This window comes from Actinomadura atramentaria DSM 43919 (genome assembly GCF_000381885.1).
GTDB lineage: Bacteria > Actinomycetota > Actinomycetes > Streptosporangiales > Streptosporangiaceae > Spirillospora > Spirillospora atramentaria.
Window position 1 is genome coordinate 483,906 of sequence record NZ_KB907210.1, and the last position, 19,774, is coordinate 503,679.

Below are 19,774 nucleotides of genomic sequence, written 5' to 3' on the forward strand. Positions count from 1 at the left end.
TAACGGATTTATCCGTCACCTTAGTGGGCGGTGGGACACCGGCGCGGACGGCTCGACCGGCGCGTGCGCGCGCTCGTAGGCGCGTTCCAGCCGCTCGCGCGCGCCCTCCGCGCCGTGGACGGGGCACGTCCACACGCCGTCCAGTTCGACCAGGAACGTCCCGGGGCCGTCCAGCCAGCGCAGGACGCACTCCATCTCCTCCGCGCCCGCACCGCCCGACTCCGCCCCGGCGGGGATGCCGTCCGGGCCGCCGCCCAGCTCGGGCAGGACCGTCTCGGCCGTGGCGATGAGCGCGTCCACGTACGGGCGGGGCGCGGCTCCGCGCGGGACCGTTCCGGCGGCGGCGAGCCGCCCGTGCCGGACCACCGACACCTCCCAGCCGCCGCCGGGCGCGGGCCGCGCCGCGACGAGCTGCGCGCAGCCCGCCAGCGCGGTGAGCCGCTGCGCCCGCGCCGCCGCCCGCACGAACGCCGCCAGCCGGTCGCGCTGCGCGGCGGCCTCCTCGTAGCGCAGCTCGGCGGCGAGCCGCCCGATGCGGGCGGTCGCGGCGGCGACGACGGGCCGCACGTCGCCCGCCATGACCGTCCGCGCCGCCGCCGCGTGGACCGCGTACGCGCCTGCATCCTCGCCGCCGGTGCAGGGCGCGCCGCAGCGGCCGAGGTCGCCCAGCGCGCACGTCCGCGCCTTGCCGCGCGCCACCAGTGACAGCGTGAGCCGCTGCGTACACTGCCGCAGCGGGACGGCCTCGTGCAGCGCGGCCTGCGCCTCCTCGGCCTGCCGCCGCGAGCCGAGCGGCCCGAGGTAGGCCGCGCCGTCCGCCCGTCGCTCCCGGACGATCGACAGCCGCGGGAACGGCTCGTCGGTCAGCTTCAGCCACACCGCCCGCTCGGGGTGCTTGGACCGCCGGTTGTAGCGCGGCTTGTGCGCGGCGATCAGCCGCAGCTCGCGGACCTCCGCCTCCAGCGCCGTCGCGCACACGATCGGCCGGACGCGCTCGGCGAGCCCGACCATCTCGCGGGCGCGCCACCGCGTCTCCGCCCCGGTGAAGTAGCTGCGGACGCGGCTGCGCAGGTCGCCGCTCTTGCCGACGTACAGCACCTCGCCGCGCGCGTCCTCGAACAGGTACACGCCGGGCGCGCTCGGCACGTCGTCGGCGAGGTGGCGCTTGCCGCGCTGCTCGGGCGTGGGGGCGCGGGCGAAGCCGCGCAGCTCCTCCAGCGAGGTGACGCCGAACGAGCCGATCCGCTCCAGCAGGCCGTGCAGGACCTCGACGGTGGCGCGGGCGTCGTCCAGGGCGCGGTGGTTCGGGGTCGTCGCGGCGCGGAAGTGCCGGGCGAGCGTCCCGAGCTTGCAGTTGGGGACCTCGTCGCGGCTGAGGACGCGGCGCGCGAGGCTGACGGTGTCGACGACCGGGAAGCCCGGCCACGGCCGGTCCTGCGCGGCGCACGCGGCCTTGAGGAACCCCACGTCGAACGGGGCGTTGTGCGCGACGAGCACGCAGCCGCGCGCGAACTCCAGGAAGGCGGGCAGCACCTCGGCGAACTTCGGCGCGGCGTACACCATCTGCTGGGTGATGCCGGTGAGCGCGGTGATGAACGGCGGGATCGGGGCGCCGGGGTCCACGAGCGTCCCGAACTCGCCCAGCTCGACGCCGCCGCGCACCTTCACCGCGCCGATCTCGGTGATCGCCGAGTCGCGGGCCGAGCCGCCGGTGGTCTCCAGGTCCACCACGACGAAGGTGACGTCGGCGAGGGGGGTGCCGAGGTCGTCCAGGGTTCCCTGGACGGCCTGCGGCGCGTGCGGGGCGGCGTTCGCGGGCATGACCGGGACGGTAGAGGACACCACCGACAGACCGCCCGGCTCCGGCACGACGGGGCCGATCCGACGCGCGAAGGGCCGCCGGGGGCCTTCCGGCGCGGAATCGGGGGCCGGGCGTGTCGGCGCTAGGGTGTTCACTTCCCGGTTAGCGCGCGCCGCCGCAGGGAAGTGCGGCGGGTCCGAGAGGAGCGGGATCATCGACAGCGGTCCGGACGAGGCGGAACGGCTGGACCGTCCGCTGCCCGACGCCGTCCGCCAGCGCGTCGTCGCGGCCGCCGCCGAGGTCATCGGCGCGCTCCCGCTCGACGCCGTCCCGGCCCGGCTCCGCCCGTTCGCCCGGTTCGAGCGGCGCAAGCGCCGCAAGCTCGGCGCGGCCAGCATCGCGGCCGTGCTGGAGGGCGACGCCGCGTTCCGCGAGCGCGTCGCGGCCGGGCTGCGCGACGCGCAGCCCGAGCTGGTCGCGGCCGTCGCCGCCGGGGAGCGGCCGCCCGCCGCCGACCCGGTGCAGGTCGCGGCGCTGGCCTACCTGCTGCGGCCGCGGAGCTGGACGGAGGCGGTGGAGGCGGCCCGCTCCGAGCTCACCGCGTCCGCGAGCGCGTCGCAGGAGGAGGCCGCCGCGCGGGAGATCGGCCAGCTCAAGCGGGACCTCGCCGACGCGCGCGCCGACCACGCCGCCGACACCGACCGGCTCCGCGCCGACCTGCGCGCCCTCAAGGCCGAGAACGCCGAGCTGCGCCGCAAGCTGCACGAGGCGCGGACCCGCGCGCGGACCGAGCGGGAGCGGGCGGACGCGCTCGCCGCCGAGGCCGCCGAGGAGCTGTCCGCCGCGCGCGATTCCACGGCCGCCGCGGGCAAGGAGCTGCGCCGGATGCGGACGCGCACCGAGCGCGCGGAGGCCGCCGCCGAGGCCGCCCGCCGGGCCGCCCGCGAGGGCCGCAACGTGGACGACGTCCGGCTCCGCGTGCTGCTGGACGCGCTCGTGGACGCCGCGCAGGGGCTGCGCCGCGAGCTCGCGCTGCCGTCGATGATCGAGCGGCCCGCCGACGCCGTCCGGGGCGTCGACCCCGGTCCCCCGACGCCGCGCTCGCTGCCCGGCCGCGCCCTCGCCGACGACGACCCGCAGCTCCTGGACCGGCTGCTCGCGCTCCCCCGGGTCCACCTCGTCGTGGACGGCTACAACGTCACCAAGACCGGCTATGGCGGCCTCCCGCTGGCCGACCAGCGCGCCCGGCTCGTCACCGGGCTCGGCGGGCTCGCCGCGCAGACCCGCGCGGAGGTCACCTGCGTGTTCGACGGGGCCGAGCTGGACGCGCCCGTCGCGCTGTCCGCGCCGCGCGGCGTGCGGGTGAAGTTCAGCCCGCCCGGCGTCACCGCGGACGAGCTGATCGGCGAGCTGGTCCGCGCCGAGCCGCCCGGCCGCGCGGTCGTGGTCGTCTCGACCGACCGCGAGGTCGCCGACGCGGCCCGCCGCGCGGGCGCGCGCCCCGCGCCGTCGCGGCTCCTCCTGCGCAGACTGGGCTAGCCGATCAACCGGGCAACTCCTGCTATTTCCTGCGATTAGTGCAGTTTTAGTTGTGGGGCTCCTGGGGTCTCGCTAGGGTCGGCCGCTGACGTCGTGCAATGAGAGGGGCGTACCGGACCGTGGCCGAAGAACAATCCACCGGGGGCTCCGCGCCGTCGCGGAGCACGCGGGGCGGGCCCTGGACGGGGAGGACGCGCCGACGCCTGGCGGCGGCCGCCTGCCTGACCGTGGCCCTGTCGCTGCCGCTGCCGACGGCGGCGCACGCGGCCCCCAAACCCACCGCCGCGGAAACGCAGAAGAAGCTCGACAAGCTCAACGAGCAGTCCGACAAGGTCGTCGAGAAGTTCAACCAGCTCTCCGAAGACCTCAAGGCGCTCAAGAAGAAGGTCGACGCCGCCAAGAAGACCACCAAGGCGGAGGAGAAGGAGTTCGAGCAGCAGCGGCAGCACATCGCTCAGCTCGCCGCCACCGCCTACAAGAACAGTGACACCGACGGGCTCGCGGGCTTCGTCGGCGGGGACGACCCGCAGTCGGCGCTGGACCAGTCGGCGCTGATCACGCACCTGTCGTCGAACCGCGACAAGGAGCTGGCGGGCTACGTCGCCGCGCTCCAGCGGTACAAGCGCGAGCAAGCGCAACTGCAGAGCGCTTACGACGACATGGCGACGAAGTACAAGGACCTCAAGGCCAAGAAGGCCGAGGTCGACAAGCTCGTCGCCCAGACCCGGAAGCTTCTCCGGAAGCTCGGGCAGAAGGACAGCCCTTCGGGCGGCGGCGCGGGCGGGACCTACACCGGCCCCGCGAGCGGCAGCGCCCGCACGGCGCTCCAGTTCGCCTACGCGCAGCTCGGCGACCCGTACAGCTACGGGGCGACGGGACCGAACTCGTGGGACTGCTCGGGTCTGACGATGAAGTCCTGGGCCGCGGCCGGGGTCAGCATCACCCGGACGACCAACAGCCAGTGGGCGGCCACCAAGCGCGTCGCCAAGAGCGACCTGCAGCCCGGTGACCTGGTCTTCTTCAACGGCCTGTCGCACGTCGGCATGTACGTCGGCGGCGGCCAGATCATCCACGCGCCCCACACGGGGACCGTGGTGAAGGTCGTGCCGCTGTCGTCGATGCCCGGTTACTACGGCGCGGGACGGCCCTGACGGACGTCACCCCCCGCCGCGTCAACGGTCCAGGGCTCTGACCTGGGCCGTTGTCGTTTTTATGGAAGATTTGCCATACGAAGGACGTTTGGTACCTTGTGTCCTACTTGCGGTGCCAGCCAGGTACCGCGGCGTCGGCATCGCCGCAGGTGAGCGCCGACATTCCCACGACACACCCCAGGTGCCGTGACCGGCCCGGCGTCCCCCAGTCGCCGCGCCCTGCTGAACCGGCCGGCCCGGCCGTACCGCGCGCACGCCCGACGCGTGCATGGCGCCGAGAGCGCGCCGCGAGCGGCCATCCGGGGACCGGCCAGGACGGACCCGCCACGGGACCGTCCGCCAGCAAGTCAGCCCATGTCAGCGCCGCCCGCCCCCCGCGCGGAAGATCCGCGCGACGGGCCCCATCACGCCTCAGGCGAGGCGGCAACGCCGAATCCGCGAACCGATCGCGGAACCGGGGAACCAACCGCCCGCACGTCCGCGACAGGACGGCGGGCACGGGGTGAATCGGCTCCACGCGAGCCGTAGGGCCACTTCCACGCCCGAACCCGTCAGCTAACCCGGCAGGCGTCTGGAAGAAGGAGCGACCCTGTCCAGCAGAGCAGTCCACGTCATCCGTGACGTCCCCCGGCGGGGACGCGCGGTACCGCCCCCGACCTCCTCACCCGCCGCACGCGCGGCGGGCCCGGCCCACGAGGCCCTTCCACCGGCCGCGACGCGCTCGCTGACGAGCGCGCCGCCCGCCCCGCGGGTGCCCCGCACCGGCGCGCGAGGCGGCCTGGTCCGCGTCCCCTAGGGGGACGCGCGACGACCGCACGCCTCAGCCGCCGACGGCACCGACGCCGCCGCGACCCGTCCCGTCCGCGCCCTCGCGCGGGCGGGACCGGCGAGGCCCCTTCTCCCGGCCCGAGCGCCCGGAGAAGCACGTCCATCGACCGTACGGGCGCGCTTTTCGCGCGCCCACCCGCCGAGTCCGCGCGCCAGCGCGGAGCCGGGGACCCACCTGTCCCAACGGGGTGAATCGGCCCGTCTCCGGGCCGTAGGGCGTCTTCCACGCCCGAACCCGTCAGCTAACCCGGTAGGCGACATGGAAGCGAGGAGTCACACCCGCTCATGACCGGCAAGATCGGAAGACATCGCAAACCCGGCCCGCTCGCCGTCGCGCTCCGCACGACCGGCGCGCTGGTCGCCGGCGCGGCCCTCGCGGGCACCGCCGCCGCGTCCGCCCAGGCCGCCGTGCCGGGGCCGGACCACCGGGGCGGCGACCGCGGCTCGGACCGCGTCTCGGCCGCGACGGCCGGGACCGGGGCCGTCCGCGCCGTCGGCCTCGCGGACGCGCCCGCCGGGGACGTCCAGGACCGGTTCGACGCCCGCCACGACGACGGCCCGAGCCTGGCCGCCGACCTCGGCGACGGTCTCGGCACGCCGCTCGACGGAGGCCGCGACGCCGAGCCCGACACCGGCTCGGACACGCTCGCCTCCCGCCTCGACGACGACCCGGGCGCCGACCTCGGCCCCCGCACGCTCGACGCCCCCGGCGACGGCGCCGACCGCCTCGGCGGCCGGGCCGACGAGCGCGACCTCGTCCCCGCCGAACCCGGGGACGGCGGCGACCGGCCCACCGCGCAGGAACTGCTCAAGGTGGCCGAGTCGCAGGTCGGCGTCCACGAGGACGGCGGCGGCGAGACCAAGTTCCAGGACTGGTACATGTCCACCGACCGGGCCAAGGAGACCGTCCGCCGCGACGGCGGCTCGATCAGCGGGTACAAGGACGCGTCCTGGTGCTCGATGTTCGTCTCCTGGGTCGGGAACAAGGTCGGGTTCTCCGACCAGGTCGGCCAGGACGCCTGGACCATCGCGCACGCCGAGTGGTTCAAGGACGAGGGCCGCTGGGGCACCAAGCCCAAGCCCGGCGCGGTCGTCTTCTTCTCCTGGGACGGCGGCAAGTCCCTCGACTCGATCGAGCACGTCGGCTTCGTCGTCAAGGACAACGGCGACGGAACCGTCGAGACCGTGGAGGGGAACACCAGCAACGCGGTGAAGATGAGGACCCGGGACACCGACCAGATCGTCGGATACGGGTACCCCGACTACGCCAAGTGACCGGCACGGGGATCAGCACGGGGATCGTCCGGGGCGACCGGGTGGCCCGGCCCGCCCCGGCCGCTCACTAGGATCGCCCGCATGACCGGCGATCCCGACCGCGGAGCCCCGCGCCCGGCGGCCGCCGCCCTCCGGCGGCGGATCGCCCTCGGCGCGGGGCTCTGCGCCGTCCTGTGCCTCATCGCGGCGTTCGCCGTCGCGGTGACCCGCGGGGACGGCCCCGCGGCCGCCCCGAGCACGTCGGCGGCGGCCGTCGGGTCGCCGCAGCCCGCCGCCGTGCGGACCGTCCTGGCGAACCGCGCCGCGGCCGTCCGGGACGGGGACCGGGCCCGCTTCCTCGCCACCGTCGCCGCCGCGCCCGCCGCGTTCCGGGACGCGCAGGCGCAGGTCTTCGACAACCTCCGCAGGCTCCCGCTGGCGGACTGGGCCGAGGAGTACACCGGCCCGTCCCGCGACGCCTCGACCGGCGCGGGCAGCGCCGTGGACGTCCGGCTCCGCTACCGGTTCGCCGGGTACGACCGCGCCGACGTCGTCCGCGACCGGCACCTGCTGTTCGCCTACCGCTCCGGCACGTGGGTGATCACCGGCTCCGGCGCGAAGGACGCCCCGGAGATCTGGGACGGCGGCCCGCTCACCGTCGTGCGCGGGAAGTCCAGCCTCGTCGTCGGGGACGCCGCCGGGCTCGCGGACGTGTCCCGGCTGCTGGACCGCGCCGTCCCCGCCGTCACCGCCGTGACGGGCAGGAACTGGGCGCGCCGCGTCGTCGCGCTCGCGCCCGCGCAGCCGTCCGTCGCCGCCGCGCTCGCCGGGGCCGACCAGGACCTCACCCAGATCGCCGCGCTCGCGACCGTCGCGCCGGGCGGGAAGGGCGCGCGCGGCGAGGACCGGGTGCTGATCTCCCCCGGCACGTTCAACCGCCTCAACGCGCTCGGCCGCCGCGTCGTCCTCACCCACGAGCTGACCCACGTCGCGACGGGCGGCGCGCACGACTCCCGCACGCCGCTGTGGCTGATCGAGGGCTTCGCCGACTACGTCGGGTACCGCGGCGCGAAGGTGTCCGTGCGGTCCGCCGCAGGGGAGCTGGCCGCCGACGTCCGGGCCGGGCGGGTGCCCGGCGCGCTGCCCGGCGCGGACGCGTTCGGGTCCGACGCGCCCCGCCTCGCGCAGGCGTACCAGGAGTCCTGGCTGGCGTGCCGGATGATCGCCCAGCGGTACGGTGAGGCGGCGCTCGTCCGGCTCTACCGGGCCGCCGGGCGGCACGCCGAGGGCACGGCGCTGCGCGACGTCCTCGGGACCAGCGCGGCGCGCTTCACCGCGGCGTGGCGCGACTACCTCCGGAAGGAACTGCGTTGAGCGAACCGGACGCCCGCCGGCCCCGGCTGTGGGCGGCGGGCTGCGCCGCCGTGCTGTTCGCCGCCGTCGCCGGCGTCCTCGCCGCGACGACCCCCTGGAACCCGCTGCCCGGCGCGGTGCCCGGCGGCCGCGTCCGCCCCGACTCCGCGCTGGACTTCTCCAGCGCCGAGCTGGCCCGCGCCCGCGCGTTCGACGCCGCGATCAACCCGCCCGCGTACGCGTCGCTGCTGCTCGGACTCGCCGTCGTGCTGGTGCTGGGCCTGACGCCGCTCGGCGCGCGCCTGCTGCGGTGGGCGACCGCGCGGGTCCGCCGGTGGCCGCTGCGCGTCGCGCTCGCCGTCGTCGTCCTGACGACGCTGCTGCGGCTGGTGTCGCTGCCGTTCGGGATCTGGAGCCACGGCACGCTGCGCGACTACGGCCTGTCCACGCAGGCCCTCCCCGCGTGGCTCGCGGACCAGGCGAAGTCCCTCGCCGTCACCTGGGTCGTGTGGACGGTCGGGATGGTGCTGCTGTTCGCGCTGCTGCGCCGCTTCCCGCGCTACTGGTGGACGGGCGCGGCGCTCGGCGCGTTCGCGCTGGTCGTCGCGGGCTCGTTCGCCTACCCGGTCGTCGTCGAGCCGATGTTCAACGACTTCAGGCCGCTGCCCGCCGGGACGCTGCGCACCGACCTGATGTCGATGGCGGCGCGCGACGGTGTGCCGGTGAAGGACGTCCTCGTCGCCGACGCGTCCCGCCGCACCACGGCGCTGAACGCGTACGTGTCCGGGTTCGGCTCCACGCGCCGCATCGTGGTGTACGACACGCTGCTGTCGTCGCCGCCCCCGCAGATCCGGTCGGTGGTCGCGCACGAGCTGGGCCACGCCAAGCGCGGGGACGTCCTGTACGGGACGCTCGTCGGCGCGCTCGCCGTCGCGGGCGGCGTGTGCCTGCTGGGGCTGCTGCTGTCCTCGCCGCGCCTGCGGCGCCGCGCGGGCCTCGATCCCGGCGACGGGGGACGCGGCACCGCCGACCCGCGCGCCGTCGCGCTGGTCCTCGCGCTCGTCGTCGTCGCCATGCACGTCGCCGCGCCGCTGGAGAACCTGGTGAGCCGCCGCATCGAGGCCCGCGCCGACGCGCACGCCCTCGACCTCACCGGCGACCCGGGGACGTTCGCGGAGATGCAGCACGAGCTGGCCGTCCGCAACATCGACGACCCGGGCCCGAACGCGCTGGAGCGGCTGCTGTGGATGACGCACCCGTCCGGCGCGGAGCGCATCGCGATGGCCCGCACCTGGGCGCGCATGCACCGCCATAGCGAACCGCCCCCGCTCGCCGGCCGCTGAGCGGCGGACGAACGGGGGCGGTCCCGGTGCTGCGGGCTCGGGACGCGGATTCAGGACGCCGGCTTGGACACCGCGCCCGCCTCCGGCCCGGTCGGGGCGCCGCCCGTCCCCGCCGCCGCGGCCTGGCTGCCCTCCTGCGGGCCGACCTGCACCGACTTCTTGGACGCGCTGCCCTTCAGCCAGTCGTTCCAGTTGAGCTGCCAGTAGCCCCAGCCGTTCTCCGGCTCCAGCTTCCGGTTCGTCCCGGTGATCGTGTACGGGTCGCCCCGGTAGGAGAACCGGTAGAACCAGGCGGCGTTGGAGTCGCTGGCGTTGACGCAGCCGTGGCTGACGTTGCTGTTGCCCTGCGAGCCCTCCGACCACGGCGCGGCGTGGACGTACTCGCCGCTGTTGGAGATCCGCACCGCCGAGTACACGGTCTGCCGGTAGTAGCCGGGGCAGCCGGGCCCGCAGCCGGTCGTGGACGAGTCCATGATGACCGGGTTGGCCTTCTCCATCGTCAGGTGGACGCCGTTGGTCGTCGTGTGCTCCCGCGAACCGCCCATCCCCATGCTGACCGGGATCTTGCGCATGAACTTGCCGTTCTTCCACACCCACATCTGGTGCTTCTTCGCGCTGGCCTTGGTGATGTGCTCGTCCCCGATGCGGAACCGCAGCTCCTGGTTCCGGCCGCCCCACAGGTTGTCCGCGACGCGGACGCCCGCCAGGTGCGAGCGGAACGTGACGTCGGTGTGCGCGGGCCAGTAGCTGCGCGGCCGGAACACGACCGTCCGGCTCCCGAACCAGTGCCACGCGCCCTCGACGGGCCGGCTCGCCGTCACCTCCAGGCCGTTCTCCGCCGCGACCTTGTCGGTCACCGCGCGGTCGAAGTGCATGATGATCGGCATCCCGACGCCGACCGTCTCCCGGTTGTCGGGCGCCTCGAACGAGACGGCCAGCGACGGACCGGCCTTCGCCGTGCGGAAGCTGCTGGTGACGGTGCGGGTCCGGCCGTCCCTGCCGAGACCCGTCGCCGCGACGTGGTAGTCGGTCTCGGGGTCGAGCGTCCACCGGGACCGCCAGCGGGTGCGGTCGGCGCTCAGCTCGCCCTGCACCTCGCCGTTCCTGGAGGTGACGGTGACGTTCTCGACCGTCCCGTTCTTCGCCTGCACGGTGACGGGGCTGTCCGGCCGCAGCGCCGCCCCGCCGTTCTGCACCGGCGCGACCGCCAGCTCCAGCACGTCACCGGGGTTCCCGCCCCCCGCGCACCCGGCCGTGCCCGCCGCCAGGACGCCCGCCATCAGCGTCGCCGCGGCCGCACGGCCCTTCCCTTTCGTCCCTGAGACGCCGACTCGCACCGTCAACTCCCCCGTTGTCACTGTGTGCCACCGGTCGTTCCCATGACGAAGGGGGCCGATGCTCGCGCAGAACGCGAAACACCGACCCCCTGGGAGTGTCTTTGCCTGTCAGTGGGCGAAGTGCCCCCGGTAGTACTCGAACACGAATCCGATGACGGACATGATGATCGCGGCGAAGCCGAGGAGCACCAGCCACCAGCCGAACACGATGCCGAGCGTGATCGTCGCCGCCGACAGGCCGACGAACAGCGGCCACCAGCTGTACGGGCTGAAGAAGCCCAGCTCGCCGGCCGCGTCCGCGATGTCGCCCTCGGGGTCGTCCTCGTAGAGGGGACCGCCGTTGGCGTTCTCCAGCCGCCGGATCGTGAAGTGGATGTAGAAGCCGATCAGACCGGCCAGGCCGACGGCCAGCGCCATCGCCGTGGTGCCCGTCCAGTCGCCGGACCACAGCCAGTAGACGACGTCGGTGACGAGGAAGAAGATCGCGCACCCGTAGAACATGAACGCCTGAACGCGCATCGGCTACTCCCCCTTCGCCGCGGCGAGTTCCGACTTGGCACCCGCGTGCGGGTGGTGCAGGTCGAACGCGGGCCGCTCCGAGCGGATCTTCGGGATCGAGTTGAAGTTGTGCCGCGGCGGCGGGCAGGACGTCGCCCACTCGAGCGAGCCGCCGTAGCCCCACGGGTCGTCGACCTCGACCTTCTTGCCCTTCTTCGCCGTGATGTAGACGTTGTAGATGAAGGGCAGGAGGGAGCAGGCCAGCACGAACGAGAAGATGCTGGAGACCTTGTTGAGGTCGGTGAACTGGTCGGCGTAGTCGGCGTACCGGCGGGGCATTCCTTCCGCGCCGAGCCAGTGCTGGACGAGGAACGTCCCGTGGAAGCCGATGAACAGCAGCCAGAAGTGGAACTTGCCGAGCCGGTCGTTGAGCATCTTGCCGGTGAACTTCGGCCACCAGAAGTAGAAGCCCGCGAACATCGCGAACACCACCGTGCCGAACACGACGTAGTGGAAGTGCGCCACGACGAAGTACGAGTCCGAGAGCTGGAAGTCCATCGGCGGCGAGGCGAGGATGACGCCGGTCAGACCGCCGAACAGGAACGTCACCAGGAACCCGATCGACCACAGCATCGGCGACTCGAACGTGAGCTGCCCCCGCCAGATCGTGCCGACCCAGTTGAAGAACTTCACGCCGGTGGGCACCGCGATCAGGAACGTCATGAACGAGAAGAACGGCAGCAGGACCTGGCCCGTCACGAACATGTGGTGCGCCCACACGGTGATGGACAGGCCCGCGATGCTGATCGTCGCGAACACCAGGCCGACGTAGCCGAAGATCGGCTTGCGGCTGAACACCGGGAGGATCTCGGTCACGATGCCGAAGAAGGGCAAGGCGATGATGTAGACCTCTGGGTGCCCGAAGAACCAGAACAGGTGCTGCCAGAGCAGCGCGCCGCCGTGCGAGGCGTCGAAGACGTGGGCGCCGAACTTGCGGTCGGCCTCCAGCGCGAGCAGCGCGGCGGCCAGGACCGGGAACGCCAGCAGGACCAGGATCGAGGTCAGCAGGATGTTCCAGGTGAAGATCGGCATCCGGAACATCGTCATGCCGGGCGCGCGCATGCACAGGATGGTCGTGATGAAGTTGACGCCGCCCATGATGGTGCCGAAGCCGGACATCGCCAGGCCCATGACCCACATGTCGCCGCCGATGCCGGGCGACCGCACCGAGTCGGAAAGCGGCGAGTAGGCGAACCAGCCGAAGCTCGCCGCGCCGCCGGGCGTCAGGAAACCGGCGATGACGATGATGCTGCCGAACAGGAACAGCCAGTACGCCAGCATGTTCATGCGCGGGAAGGCGACGTCGGGGGCGCCGATCTGCAAGGGCACGATGACGTTGCCGAAACCGATGAACAGCGGCGTCGCGAACATCAGCAGCATGATCGTGCCGTGCATGGTGAAGAGCTGGTTGAACTGCTCGTTGCTCAGCACCTGGAGACCGGGCTTGAACAGCTCCACGCGCATCAGCAGCGCGAGGACACCGCCGATCAGGAACATCACGAAGGACGTGATGAGGTAGAGGTAGCCGATCACCTTGTGGTCGGTGGACGACATCCAGGAGGCGATGATGCGCCCCTTGCTCGTCCGCGACGCTGCGACCGGCGCGCTCGGTGCGTGACTCACAGCGGTCACTGGGCACCCCCCGCGGCCTTGGCCTGGGCCTTGGCGTTGTCGATGTAGCTCTTGTACTGGTCCGGGGTCACCACGCGGAGCTGGAACAGCATCCGGCTGTGGTCGACGCCGCACAGTTCGGCGCAGCGGCCCTCATAGGTGCCGGTCTTGTTCGCCTTGAACTCGAACTCGTTGGTGAAGCCCGGCATGACGTCCTTCTTGTAGAGGAGCGCCGGGACCCAGAACGAGTGGATGACGTCGTTGGAGTGGAGCCGCACGCGGACGTTCTCGCCCGACGGGATCGTCAGCACCGGCTTGCCCGGCGTGTGCCCGTTCGGGGCGACCGGCACGCCGACGACCGACGCGACGGTCTGCTCCTTGCCGGCGACCTTCTCCTTGTAGTCGAACTGCCAGCTCCACTGGAACGCGGTGACGTCGACGACGACGGGCGGGTTGTCCGTGGTCTTCTCGACGAAGTTCTCGTCGCGCGCGGTGAAGAAGAACAGCACACCGATGATCACGAACGGCACGGCCGTGTAAAGGATCTCGATCGGCAGGTTGTAGCGCACCTGCGGCGGGAGGTCATCGGAGCGCTTGCGGTGGAACACCACCGCCCAGATGATCAGGCCCCACACGACGGCGCCCACGGTGAACGCGGCGATCCAGGAACCCTGCCAGAGCTTGAGCATGCGCTCGGCCTGGTCGCTGATCGGCTCGGGCATGCCCAGGCGGGAACCCTCACCGCTGCAGGCGGTGGCGGTCAGCGCCAGCAGGCCCAGCGCGCCGGCGCTTTTCAATGCGCGGCGACTGCGCACAGGCGTACGCCGCTCCCTTGAGCGGGTCGGACTCACGGAATGCCTTCCCCACGGATGAACGCCCGGGTCACCCGGGCGGAGAGATCAGTTGTCACACGTGCGATGGACACATTAGCGCGAGGGTCGCGCAGACCCCTGATCGGGTGCCGGTTAGTGTTCTGGCGTGGCTACGCACGGCCCGGCCTCCGACCAGTTCGGCGCCTACCTCGACGCGGCGTCCGGCGAACCCCTGCACCCCGCCGCCCGCGCGGCGCTGCTCGCCGCGCTCGACGGCGCGTGGGCGGACCCCGCGCGGCTGTACGGCGCGGCGCGCGCCGCGCGGCTCGCGCTGGACCGGGCGCGCGCGGACGTCGCCGGGGTGCTCGGGGCGCGCGCCGACGAGGTGGCGTTCACGACGTCCGGGACGCAGGCCGTCCACCTGGGGATGCTCGGCGCGCTGCGGGCGCGGCGGCGCGCGGGGCGGCACCTGGTCGTGAGCGCGGTGGAGCATTCGAGCGTCCTGCACACGGCCGAGCGGCACGAGGCGGACGGCGGCGAGGTGACCTCCGTGGGCGTGGACCGGCTCGGCCGCGTCGATCCGGCGGAGTTCGCGGCGGCGCTGCGCCCCGACACCGCGCTGGCGTGCCTGCAGTCGGCGAACCACGAGGTCGGGACGGTGCAGCCGGTCGCGGAGGTCGCGGCGGCGTGCCGGGCGGCGGGCGTTCCGCTGCTGGTGGACGCGGCCCAGTCGGTCGGGCGTGTCGATCCGCCCGACGGATGGTCGTATCTCACCGCGAGCGCCCATAAATGGGGCGGACCGGCGGGCGTCGGTGTCCTCGCGGTCCGCAAGGGGACGCGGTGGCGCTCCCCGCTGCCCGACGACGAGCGCGGGGCCCGCCGCGTGCCCGGCTTCGAGAACGTGCCGGGGGCCGTGGCCGCCGCCGCCGCGCTCACCGCCGTCGAGTCCGGCCGCGCCGCCGAATCGGCCCGGCTGTCCGCGCTGGTCGAGCGGATTCGGACGGAGGTGCCGCGTACGATCGAGGACGTGGAGGTCGTCGGCGATCCCGTCGCGCGACTGCCGCATCTGGTGACGTTCTCGTGCCTGTACGTGGCCGGGGAGGCGCTGCTGACCGAGTTGGACCGGCTGGGATTCGCGGTTTCGTCGGGAAGTTCCTGTACGGCCGATACGCTGCGTCCCAGTCACGTGCTGGAGGCGATGGGAGTGCTGACCCACGGCAACGTCCGGGTGTCGCTGCCGCGCGGCGCCGCGGCCGCCGACGTCGACCGGTTCCTGGCCGCGCTGCCCGGGACCGTCGCCCGGCTCCGCGCGGCGGCGGGGGTGGGCGGCGCGTGAACCCCTCCCCCGGCCGCGCCGCGCCCCGATCCGTACCGACGCCAGGGAGGCGGACGCTCCCATGAGGTTCAAAGGCCGCTCGCGGCGGGGCGCCGAGCGCGGCACGCCGCTCCCGGCGCCCGTGCCGGAGCCCGTACCGGAGGCGCCCGCCGGGCCCGCGCCCGCGCTGGTCATCGACGCGCTGGGCCGCAAGTGCCCGATCCCGATCATCATGCTGGCCGAGCGCATCCGGGAGGTCCCGGTCGGCGAGGTCATCGCCGTGCAGGCCGACGACGTCGCGGCCCGCACCGACGTGCCCGCCTGGTGCCGGATGAAGTCGCAGGACTTCGTCCGCGAGGAGACGCTGCCGCGCGGCTGGGCGTTCCACATCCGCCGCACCTACTGACGGCGGGTCCCCGGGCGCGGCGCGCCCGGGGACGGCGCGCGTCAGGCGGGCAGGTGCGCGGCGACCTCCGCGGCCGCGGCCGCGCCGTACGTCCCGGCCAGCCGCTCGGTGAAGCCGTCGCGGGTGAACGTGTACTCCTGCGGTCCGGCCGTCTCCAGCACGTACGCGGCGATGACGTTGCCGACCTGCGCGGCGCGCTCCAGCTCCAGGCCCCAGTGCAGCGCCGACAGGAACCCGGCGCGGAACGCGTCGCCGCCGCCCGTCGGGTCCACCACGTTCTCGACGGCGACGGCCGGGACGTGCAGGCCGTTCTCCCCGGACCGGTCGATCTGGACGCCCTTCGCGCCGAGCGTCGTCACGCGGACGCCGACGCGGGACAGGACGTCGGCGTCGGACCAGCCGGTCTTCTCCTCGCTCAGCGCCTTCTCGTACTCGTTGGTGAACAGGTACGCCGCGCCGTCCACCAGGCGGCGGACGTCCGCGCCGTCCATCCGCGCGAGCTGCTGCGACGGGTCCGCGGCGAACGCGATGCCGCGGTCCCGGCACTCGTCGCTGTGCCGGACCATCGCGTCGGGGTCGTTCGGGCTGACCAGGACGAGGTCCAGGCCGCCCGCGCGGTCCGCGATCGGGCCGATCTCGATGTCGCGGGCCTCGCTCATCGCGCCCGCGTAGAACGTCGCGATCTGGTTCTGGTCCTCGTCGGTCGTGCAGAGGAACCGGGCCGTGTGCTTCAGCTCGGAGACATGGACGGAGTCGGTGTCGACGCCGTGCCGCTCCAGCCAGGACCGGTAGTCGGCGAAGTCCGCGCCGACCGCGCCCACGAGGATCGGCCGCAGCCCCAGCACGCCCATGCTGAAGCAGATGTTGGCGGCGACGCCGCCGCGCCGCACCACCAGCTCGTCGGCCAGGAAGGACAGCGAGACCCGGTCGAGGCGGTCGGGCATGAGCTGGTCGGTGAACCGGCCCGGGAAGGTCATCAGGTGGTCGGTGGCGATGGAGCCGGTGACGGCGATGCGCACTGCGTCGCTCTCCTCGTCGGATGCGGTCGGGGACCGGACCAGCGTACCGACCGCCGCGCCGCCGCCCCCGCGCGCACGGAAAGGGGCGGCCCGGACCAGGTCCGGACCGCCCCTCGCGCGGCCGCCGCCGCGGGACGCGCTAGTTGAACGAGTCGCCGCAGGCGCAGGAGCCCGACGCGTTCGGGTTGTCGATCGTGAAGCCCTGCTTCTCGATCGAGTCGACGAAGTCGATCGTCGCGCCGGTCAGGTACGGGGCGCTCATCCGGTCCACCCGGACGTTCAGGCCGCCGAAGTCCTGCACCTGGTCGCCGTCCATCTCGCGCTCGTCGAAGAAGAGCTGGTAGATCAGCCCGGAGCAGCCCCCCGGCTGCACCGCGACGCGCAGCGCGAGGTCGTCGCGGCCCTCCTGCTCCAGCAGGCCCCGCGCCTTCTCGGCCGCGGCGTCGGTGAGGATGACGCCCTGCTGGGTGGTCTCCTGCGTCGTCTCGCCTGAAACCGTCATGTCTTCAGCTCCCGGGTCTTCGCTGCGCCGCGCGCGGCGGCGGTGTGTCAGTGGTCCTCAGGGACGCGTACCCACGCCTCTTCCGATGAACAACGTACCTTGCGGGAATCCCATTCCCCTCATTGTGGGGGGCGACCCCCCACGCCCCCCGCGGCGCGAAGCGCCGCATCCTCGCTCCGCTGCGGTGCGGCGCTTCGCGCTGCGGCCGCCCGGCCGCTCGCCTGGCGGCTCGCGGCCGTGCGCCCGCCGGGCAACCCCCCGTGGTCGCCGCCGCTGCCGGTCTTGGGGGGTGGGCGGTTTCTGGGGGGTTGTTCGGGCTGGGCTATAGTGTCAAAGCGACGATAAGTCTCGTCGCAGGAGGGAGCTTTCCCGTGACCACCCCCGTGCGGACCCCGGCCGGCCTTCCCGGGCTTCCGCTGCTGTTCCTCGGCGACGGCGCCGACCCGGCGAGCGAGCGCGGCGTCGACTGCCCCGGCGAACTGCCGCCCGCGTCCGACCCCGGTCTCGTGGAGCGCGCCCGCGCCGCCAAGGCCGCGCTCGGCGACCGCGTGTTCGTCCTCGGCCACCACTACCAGCGCGACGAGGTCATCCAGTTCGCGGACGTGACCGGCGACTCGTTCAAGCTCGCGCGGCTCGCGGCGGCGCGGCCCGAGGCGCCCTACGTCGTGTTCTGCGGCGTCCACTTCATGGCCGAGTCCGCCGACATCCTCACCGCCGACCACCAGCAGGTCGTCCTGCCCGACCTCGCCGCCGGGTGCTCGATGGCCGACATGGCGACGTTCGAGCAGGTCGAGGAGTGCTGGGAGGCGCTGGAGGACGCGGGGATCGCCGACGAGGTCGTCCCCGTCACGTACATGAACTCCTCGGCGGACATCAAGGCGTTCGTGGGCCGCCGCGGCGGCGTCGTCTGCACGTCGTCCAACGCCAAGCGCGCGCTGGACTGGGCGTACTCGCGCGGCTCGAAGGTGCTGTTCCTGCCCGACCAGCACCTCGGCCGCAACACCGCCGTGCTGGAGATGGGCTTCTCCCTCGACGACTGCGTCGTCTACAACCCGCACCGGCCGAACGGGGGCCTGCCGGACGCGGCGCTGCGCGACGCCCGGATGATCCTGTGGCGCGGGCACTGCTCGGTCCACGGCCGGTTCTCGCTGGAGTCCGTGCGGGACGTGCGGGAGCGCGTGCCGGGCGTGAACGTGCTCGTCCACCCCGAGTGCCGCCACGAGGTCGTGCGCGCCGCCGACCTGGTCGGCTCGACGGAGTTCATCATCAAGACCCTCGACGAGGCCCCGGCGGGCACGTCGTGGGCGGTCGGGACGGAGCTGAACCTCGTCCGGCGGCTCGCGAACGCGCACCCGGACAAGAACGTCATGTTCCTCGACAAGGCGGTCTGCTTCTGCTCGACCATGAACCGGATCGACCTGCCGCACCTGGTGCTGTCGCTGGAGGCGCTGGCGCGCGGCGAGGTCGAGAACCGCATCCAGGTCGGCCCGGACACCGCCGCGCACGCCCGCGCGGCGCTGGACCGGATGCTCGCGCTGCCGTAGGCGGGCGCCCCGGCCGGACGCCGCGTCCGGCCGGGGTCACATGACCCCGGCGTCGTCGGCGAACCGGGCGATCAGCGCGTCGTCGCCGTGCCAGTGGAGCCGCCGGTCGCCGGGGGCGCGGCGGCCCCACGCGAACAGGTACAGCTCGGCGGCGGGGCCGGCGACGACGGCGTCCGCGCCGGGCGGGCCTCCCCCGGCGTCCTCGCGCTCCCACGTGAAGCCGTCCGGGTGGAGGCGGAACCACCAGCGGACGTCCGCGTCCGTCGCGGCGAACGCCAGCGCGCCCGCGCCGCGCAGTTCGGCGACGCGCGGGCTGAACGCCCCGGCGGCGCGCAGGTTGGCGAGCAGTTCCCCGACGCCGTCCACGGCCGTCGCGGTGTCCACGGCCGGGTCGCGCCCGGCGGCGAGGTCCAGGTCGCAGCGGTGGACGGCGGTCTCGTGGACCATGCGGCGCGCCCACCACCCCGCCGTCCCCTCGTCGCCCCAGGTGAAGACGGGCGTCGCGGGCGGCGCGCCGCGCAGCGCGGCCGGCAGCGCCGCGCCGCCCTCGGCGTACCAGGACGGGAGTTCGGCGTCGTCGTCGGGGACGGTCACGCCCATCGCGCGCCGCCCGGCGCGCTCGACCGTCCGCGTCGCGACCAGTCCCGCCGCCCACCGGTGGACGCCGCCGAGATGGCGGACGAGATCCGCCGCGCTCCAGCCGGGGCAGGACGGCACGGCCGCGTCCGGCGACAGTTCCCGAGCCGCCGCGCCGAACGCCGCGACCTCCCGCTCGACGGCGTCGCAGTAGGCGTCATGGGTCCACCGGGGGTCGGTCACACGCGTCTCCGCTCAGAGGCCGGGGGCGCCCCAGACGGGGAACCAGCGGCCGAGGTCGTCCTCGAACGGCAGGTCCGCGCCGACCGCGCCGCGCACCTGCAGCTCCAGCGCGTTGTCCCGGCGGTCGCCGGGCAGCGGCGCGAACGGGTAGAACGTGCCGCGCTTGTAGAGGTAGACCAGGCCGAGCCGCCGCCCGTCCGGCCCGGTGAACCCGGCGAGCGAGCACAGCAGGTGCGGCCCGAACCCGGACGTCTCCAGCGTCGAGTTCACCGCGTGCAGGTCGGTGACCAGGTCGGGCAGCTCCGACGGCTCGTGCCGGGCGAGGATCCACGTGTAGCCGTAGGAGTCCTCGCTGATCTCCACGCGCGGGCCCTGGTCGGCGTCGAGGAGTTCCTGGACGTCCTTCTGGAGGCGGGCGAACGCGCCGCCCTCGGCCGCGCGGAAGCTCACCGAGCCGAGCCCGGTCGGGGTGAAGCCCGTCGCGGCCTCCAGCGTCACGGCCGCCGTGGACAGCCCGAACAGCCGGTCGAGGTCGGGCTTGACCGGCTTGGAGCGGCCGAGCAGCGAGTCCAGGAACCCCAT

17 protein-coding genes and 2 riboswitches are annotated in these 19,774 nt (G+C 73.8%); of the genes, 8 read left to right on the forward strand and 9 right to left on the reverse strand.

The genetic code is table 11. The features are described 5' to 3' along the window. Positions 1-15: 15 nt before the first annotated feature. Positions 16-1,821, reverse strand: a complete 1,806-nt coding sequence (locus tag G339_RS0109700; protein WP_019630879.1) for a DEDD exonuclease domain-containing protein — start codon at positions 1,819-1,821, stop codon at positions 16-18. A gap of 127 nt (positions 1,822-1,948) precedes the next feature. Between G339_RS0109700 and G339_RS0109705 the strand changes: the two genes are divergently transcribed. From G339_RS0109705 to G339_RS33150, 5 genes are all read left to right on the forward strand, one after another. Further along, entirely contained in the window at positions 1,949-3,340 is a 1,392-nt protein-coding gene (locus tag G339_RS0109705) for an NYN domain-containing protein (protein WP_019630880.1), read from the forward strand. A gap of 227 nt (positions 3,341-3,567) precedes the next feature. Beyond that, positions 3,568-4,491, forward strand: coding sequence for a C40 family peptidase (locus G339_RS0109710; RefSeq protein ID WP_019630881.1), 924 nt, complete (start codon positions 3,568-3,570; stop codon positions 4,489-4,491). A 417-nt stretch (positions 4,492-4,908) separates the two neighbouring features. Continuing rightward, positions 4,909-5,076: riboswitch (cyclic di-AMP (ydaO/yuaA leader) on the forward strand. 370 nt (positions 5,077-5,446) lie between these two features. Continuing rightward, a riboswitch (cyclic di-AMP (ydaO/yuaA leader) is annotated at positions 5,447-5,591 on the forward strand. A 13-nt stretch (positions 5,592-5,604) separates the two neighbouring features. After that, positions 5,605-6,594 carry a CHAP domain-containing protein gene (locus tag G339_RS36560; RefSeq protein ID WP_019630882.1) on the forward strand — a complete coding sequence of 330 codons (990 nt, stop codon included), beginning with the start codon at positions 5,605-5,607 and terminating at the stop codon, positions 6,592-6,594. An 81-nt stretch (positions 6,595-6,675) separates the two neighbouring features. Beyond that, on the forward strand, positions 6,676-7,947 hold the full coding sequence (locus tag G339_RS0109720; RefSeq protein WP_019630883.1) for a hypothetical protein: 1,272 nt from the start codon (positions 6,676-6,678) through the stop codon (positions 7,945-7,947). Further along, positions 7,944-9,269, forward strand: coding sequence for a M48 family metallopeptidase (locus G339_RS33150; protein WP_019630884.1), 1,326 nt, complete (start codon positions 7,944-7,946; stop codon positions 9,267-9,269). Before G339_RS0109720 ends, G339_RS33150 begins: the two co-directional genes overlap by 4 nt. Positions 9,270-9,319: 50 nt before the next feature. Here the strand turns inward: G339_RS33150 and G339_RS0109730 are convergent, their stop codons facing one another. The 4 genes from G339_RS0109730 to ctaC all read right to left on the reverse strand — a co-directional run bounded on the left by G339_RS0109730 (position 9,320) and on the right by ctaC (position 13,572). After that, positions 9,320-10,606, reverse strand: a complete 1,287-nt coding sequence (locus G339_RS0109730; protein WP_240489770.1) for a L,D-transpeptidase — start codon at positions 10,604-10,606, stop codon at positions 9,320-9,322. A gap of 108 nt (positions 10,607-10,714) precedes the next feature. Further along, positions 10,715-11,125, reverse strand: coding sequence for a cytochrome c oxidase subunit 4 (locus tag G339_RS0109735; protein ID WP_019630886.1), 411 nt, complete (start codon positions 11,123-11,125; stop codon positions 10,715-10,717). Between the two features lie 3 nt (positions 11,126-11,128). Further along, entirely contained in the window at positions 11,129-12,718 is a 1,590-nt protein-coding gene (gene ctaD / locus G339_RS0109740; protein WP_019630887.1) for an aa3-type cytochrome oxidase subunit I, read from the reverse strand. Positions 12,719-12,792: 74 nt separating this feature from the next. Beyond that, entirely contained in the window at positions 12,793-13,572 is a 780-nt protein-coding gene (ctaC, locus tag G339_RS0109745; RefSeq protein WP_019630888.1) for an aa3-type cytochrome oxidase subunit II, read from the reverse strand. Between the two features lie 181 nt (positions 13,573-13,753). On the opposite strand from ctaC, the gene G339_RS0109750 reads away from it, so the two are divergent. Both G339_RS0109750 and G339_RS0109755 read left to right on the forward strand, forming a co-directional pair. After that, on the forward strand, positions 13,754-14,923 hold the full coding sequence (locus tag G339_RS0109750; protein ID WP_019630889.1) for a cysteine desulfurase family protein: 1,170 nt from the start codon (positions 13,754-13,756) through the stop codon (positions 14,921-14,923). 121 nt (positions 14,924-15,044) lie between these two features. Then, positions 15,045-15,308, forward strand: a complete 264-nt coding sequence (locus G339_RS0109755) for a sulfurtransferase TusA family protein (RefSeq protein WP_033322755.1) — start codon at positions 15,045-15,047, stop codon at positions 15,306-15,308. Between the two features lie 41 nt (positions 15,309-15,349). Here the strand turns inward: G339_RS0109755 and G339_RS0109760 are convergent, their stop codons facing one another. After that, positions 15,350-16,327 (reverse strand): carbohydrate kinase family protein, encoded by a 978-nt coding sequence (locus tag G339_RS0109760; protein WP_019630891.1) that lies wholly within the window; start codon positions 16,325-16,327, stop codon positions 15,350-15,352. Between the two features lie 139 nt (positions 16,328-16,466). Next, positions 16,467-16,829 carry a HesB/IscA family protein gene (locus G339_RS0109765; RefSeq protein ID WP_019630892.1) on the reverse strand — a complete coding sequence of 121 codons (363 nt, stop codon included), beginning with the start codon at positions 16,827-16,829 and terminating at the stop codon, positions 16,467-16,469. A 371-nt stretch (positions 16,830-17,200) separates the two neighbouring features. Here G339_RS0109765 and nadA point away from each other — a divergent pair, with 371 nt between their 5' ends. Then, the gene (nadA, locus tag G339_RS0109770) at positions 17,201-18,373 is read left to right on the forward strand and encodes a quinolinate synthase NadA (protein WP_019630893.1); all 1,173 of its coding nucleotides are present in this window, start codon (positions 17,201-17,203) and stop codon (positions 18,371-18,373) included. A gap of 36 nt (positions 18,374-18,409) precedes the next feature. Here nadA and G339_RS33155 read toward each other — a convergent pair whose 3' ends face one another. After that, positions 18,410-19,192, reverse strand: coding sequence for a maleylpyruvate isomerase family mycothiol-dependent enzyme (locus G339_RS33155; protein ID WP_019630894.1), 783 nt, complete (start codon positions 19,190-19,192; stop codon positions 18,410-18,412). A gap of 12 nt (positions 19,193-19,204) precedes the next feature. Further along, positions 19,205-19,774: a PspA-associated protein PspAB gene (gene pspAB / locus G339_RS0109780; protein WP_019630895.1), complete on the reverse strand. Its 570-nt coding sequence runs from the start codon at positions 19,772-19,774 to the stop codon at positions 19,205-19,207.

What these genes read in the sequence shown, in the direction of transcription:
- G339_RS0109700 (WP_019630879.1), bottom strand. Translation starts at nt 1,821, where the DNA reads ATGCCCGCGAACGCCGCCCCGCACGCGCCGCAGGCCGTCCAGGGAACC.
- G339_RS36560 (WP_019630882.1), top strand. Translation starts at nt 5,605, where the DNA reads ATGACCGGCAAGATCGGAAGACATCGCAAACCCGGCCCGCTCGCCGTC.
- G339_RS0109720 (WP_019630883.1), top strand. Translation starts at nt 6,676, where the DNA reads ATGACCGGCGATCCCGACCGCGGAGCCCCGCGCCCGGCGGCCGCCGCC.
- G339_RS0109735 (WP_019630886.1), bottom strand. Translation starts at nt 11,125, where the DNA reads ATGCGCGTTCAGGCGTTCATGTTCTACGGGTGCGCGATCTTCTTCCTC.
- ctaD (WP_019630887.1), bottom strand. Translation starts at nt 12,718, where the DNA reads ATGTCGTCCACCGACCACAAGGTGATCGGCTACCTCTACCTCATCACG.
- G339_RS0109765 (WP_019630892.1), bottom strand. Translation starts at nt 16,829, where the DNA reads ATGACGGTTTCAGGCGAGACGACGCAGGAGACCACCCAGCAGGGCGTC.
- pspAB (WP_019630895.1), bottom strand. Translation starts at nt 19,774, where the DNA reads ATGGGGTTCCTGGACTCGCTGCTCGGCCGCTCCAAGCCGGTCAAGCCC.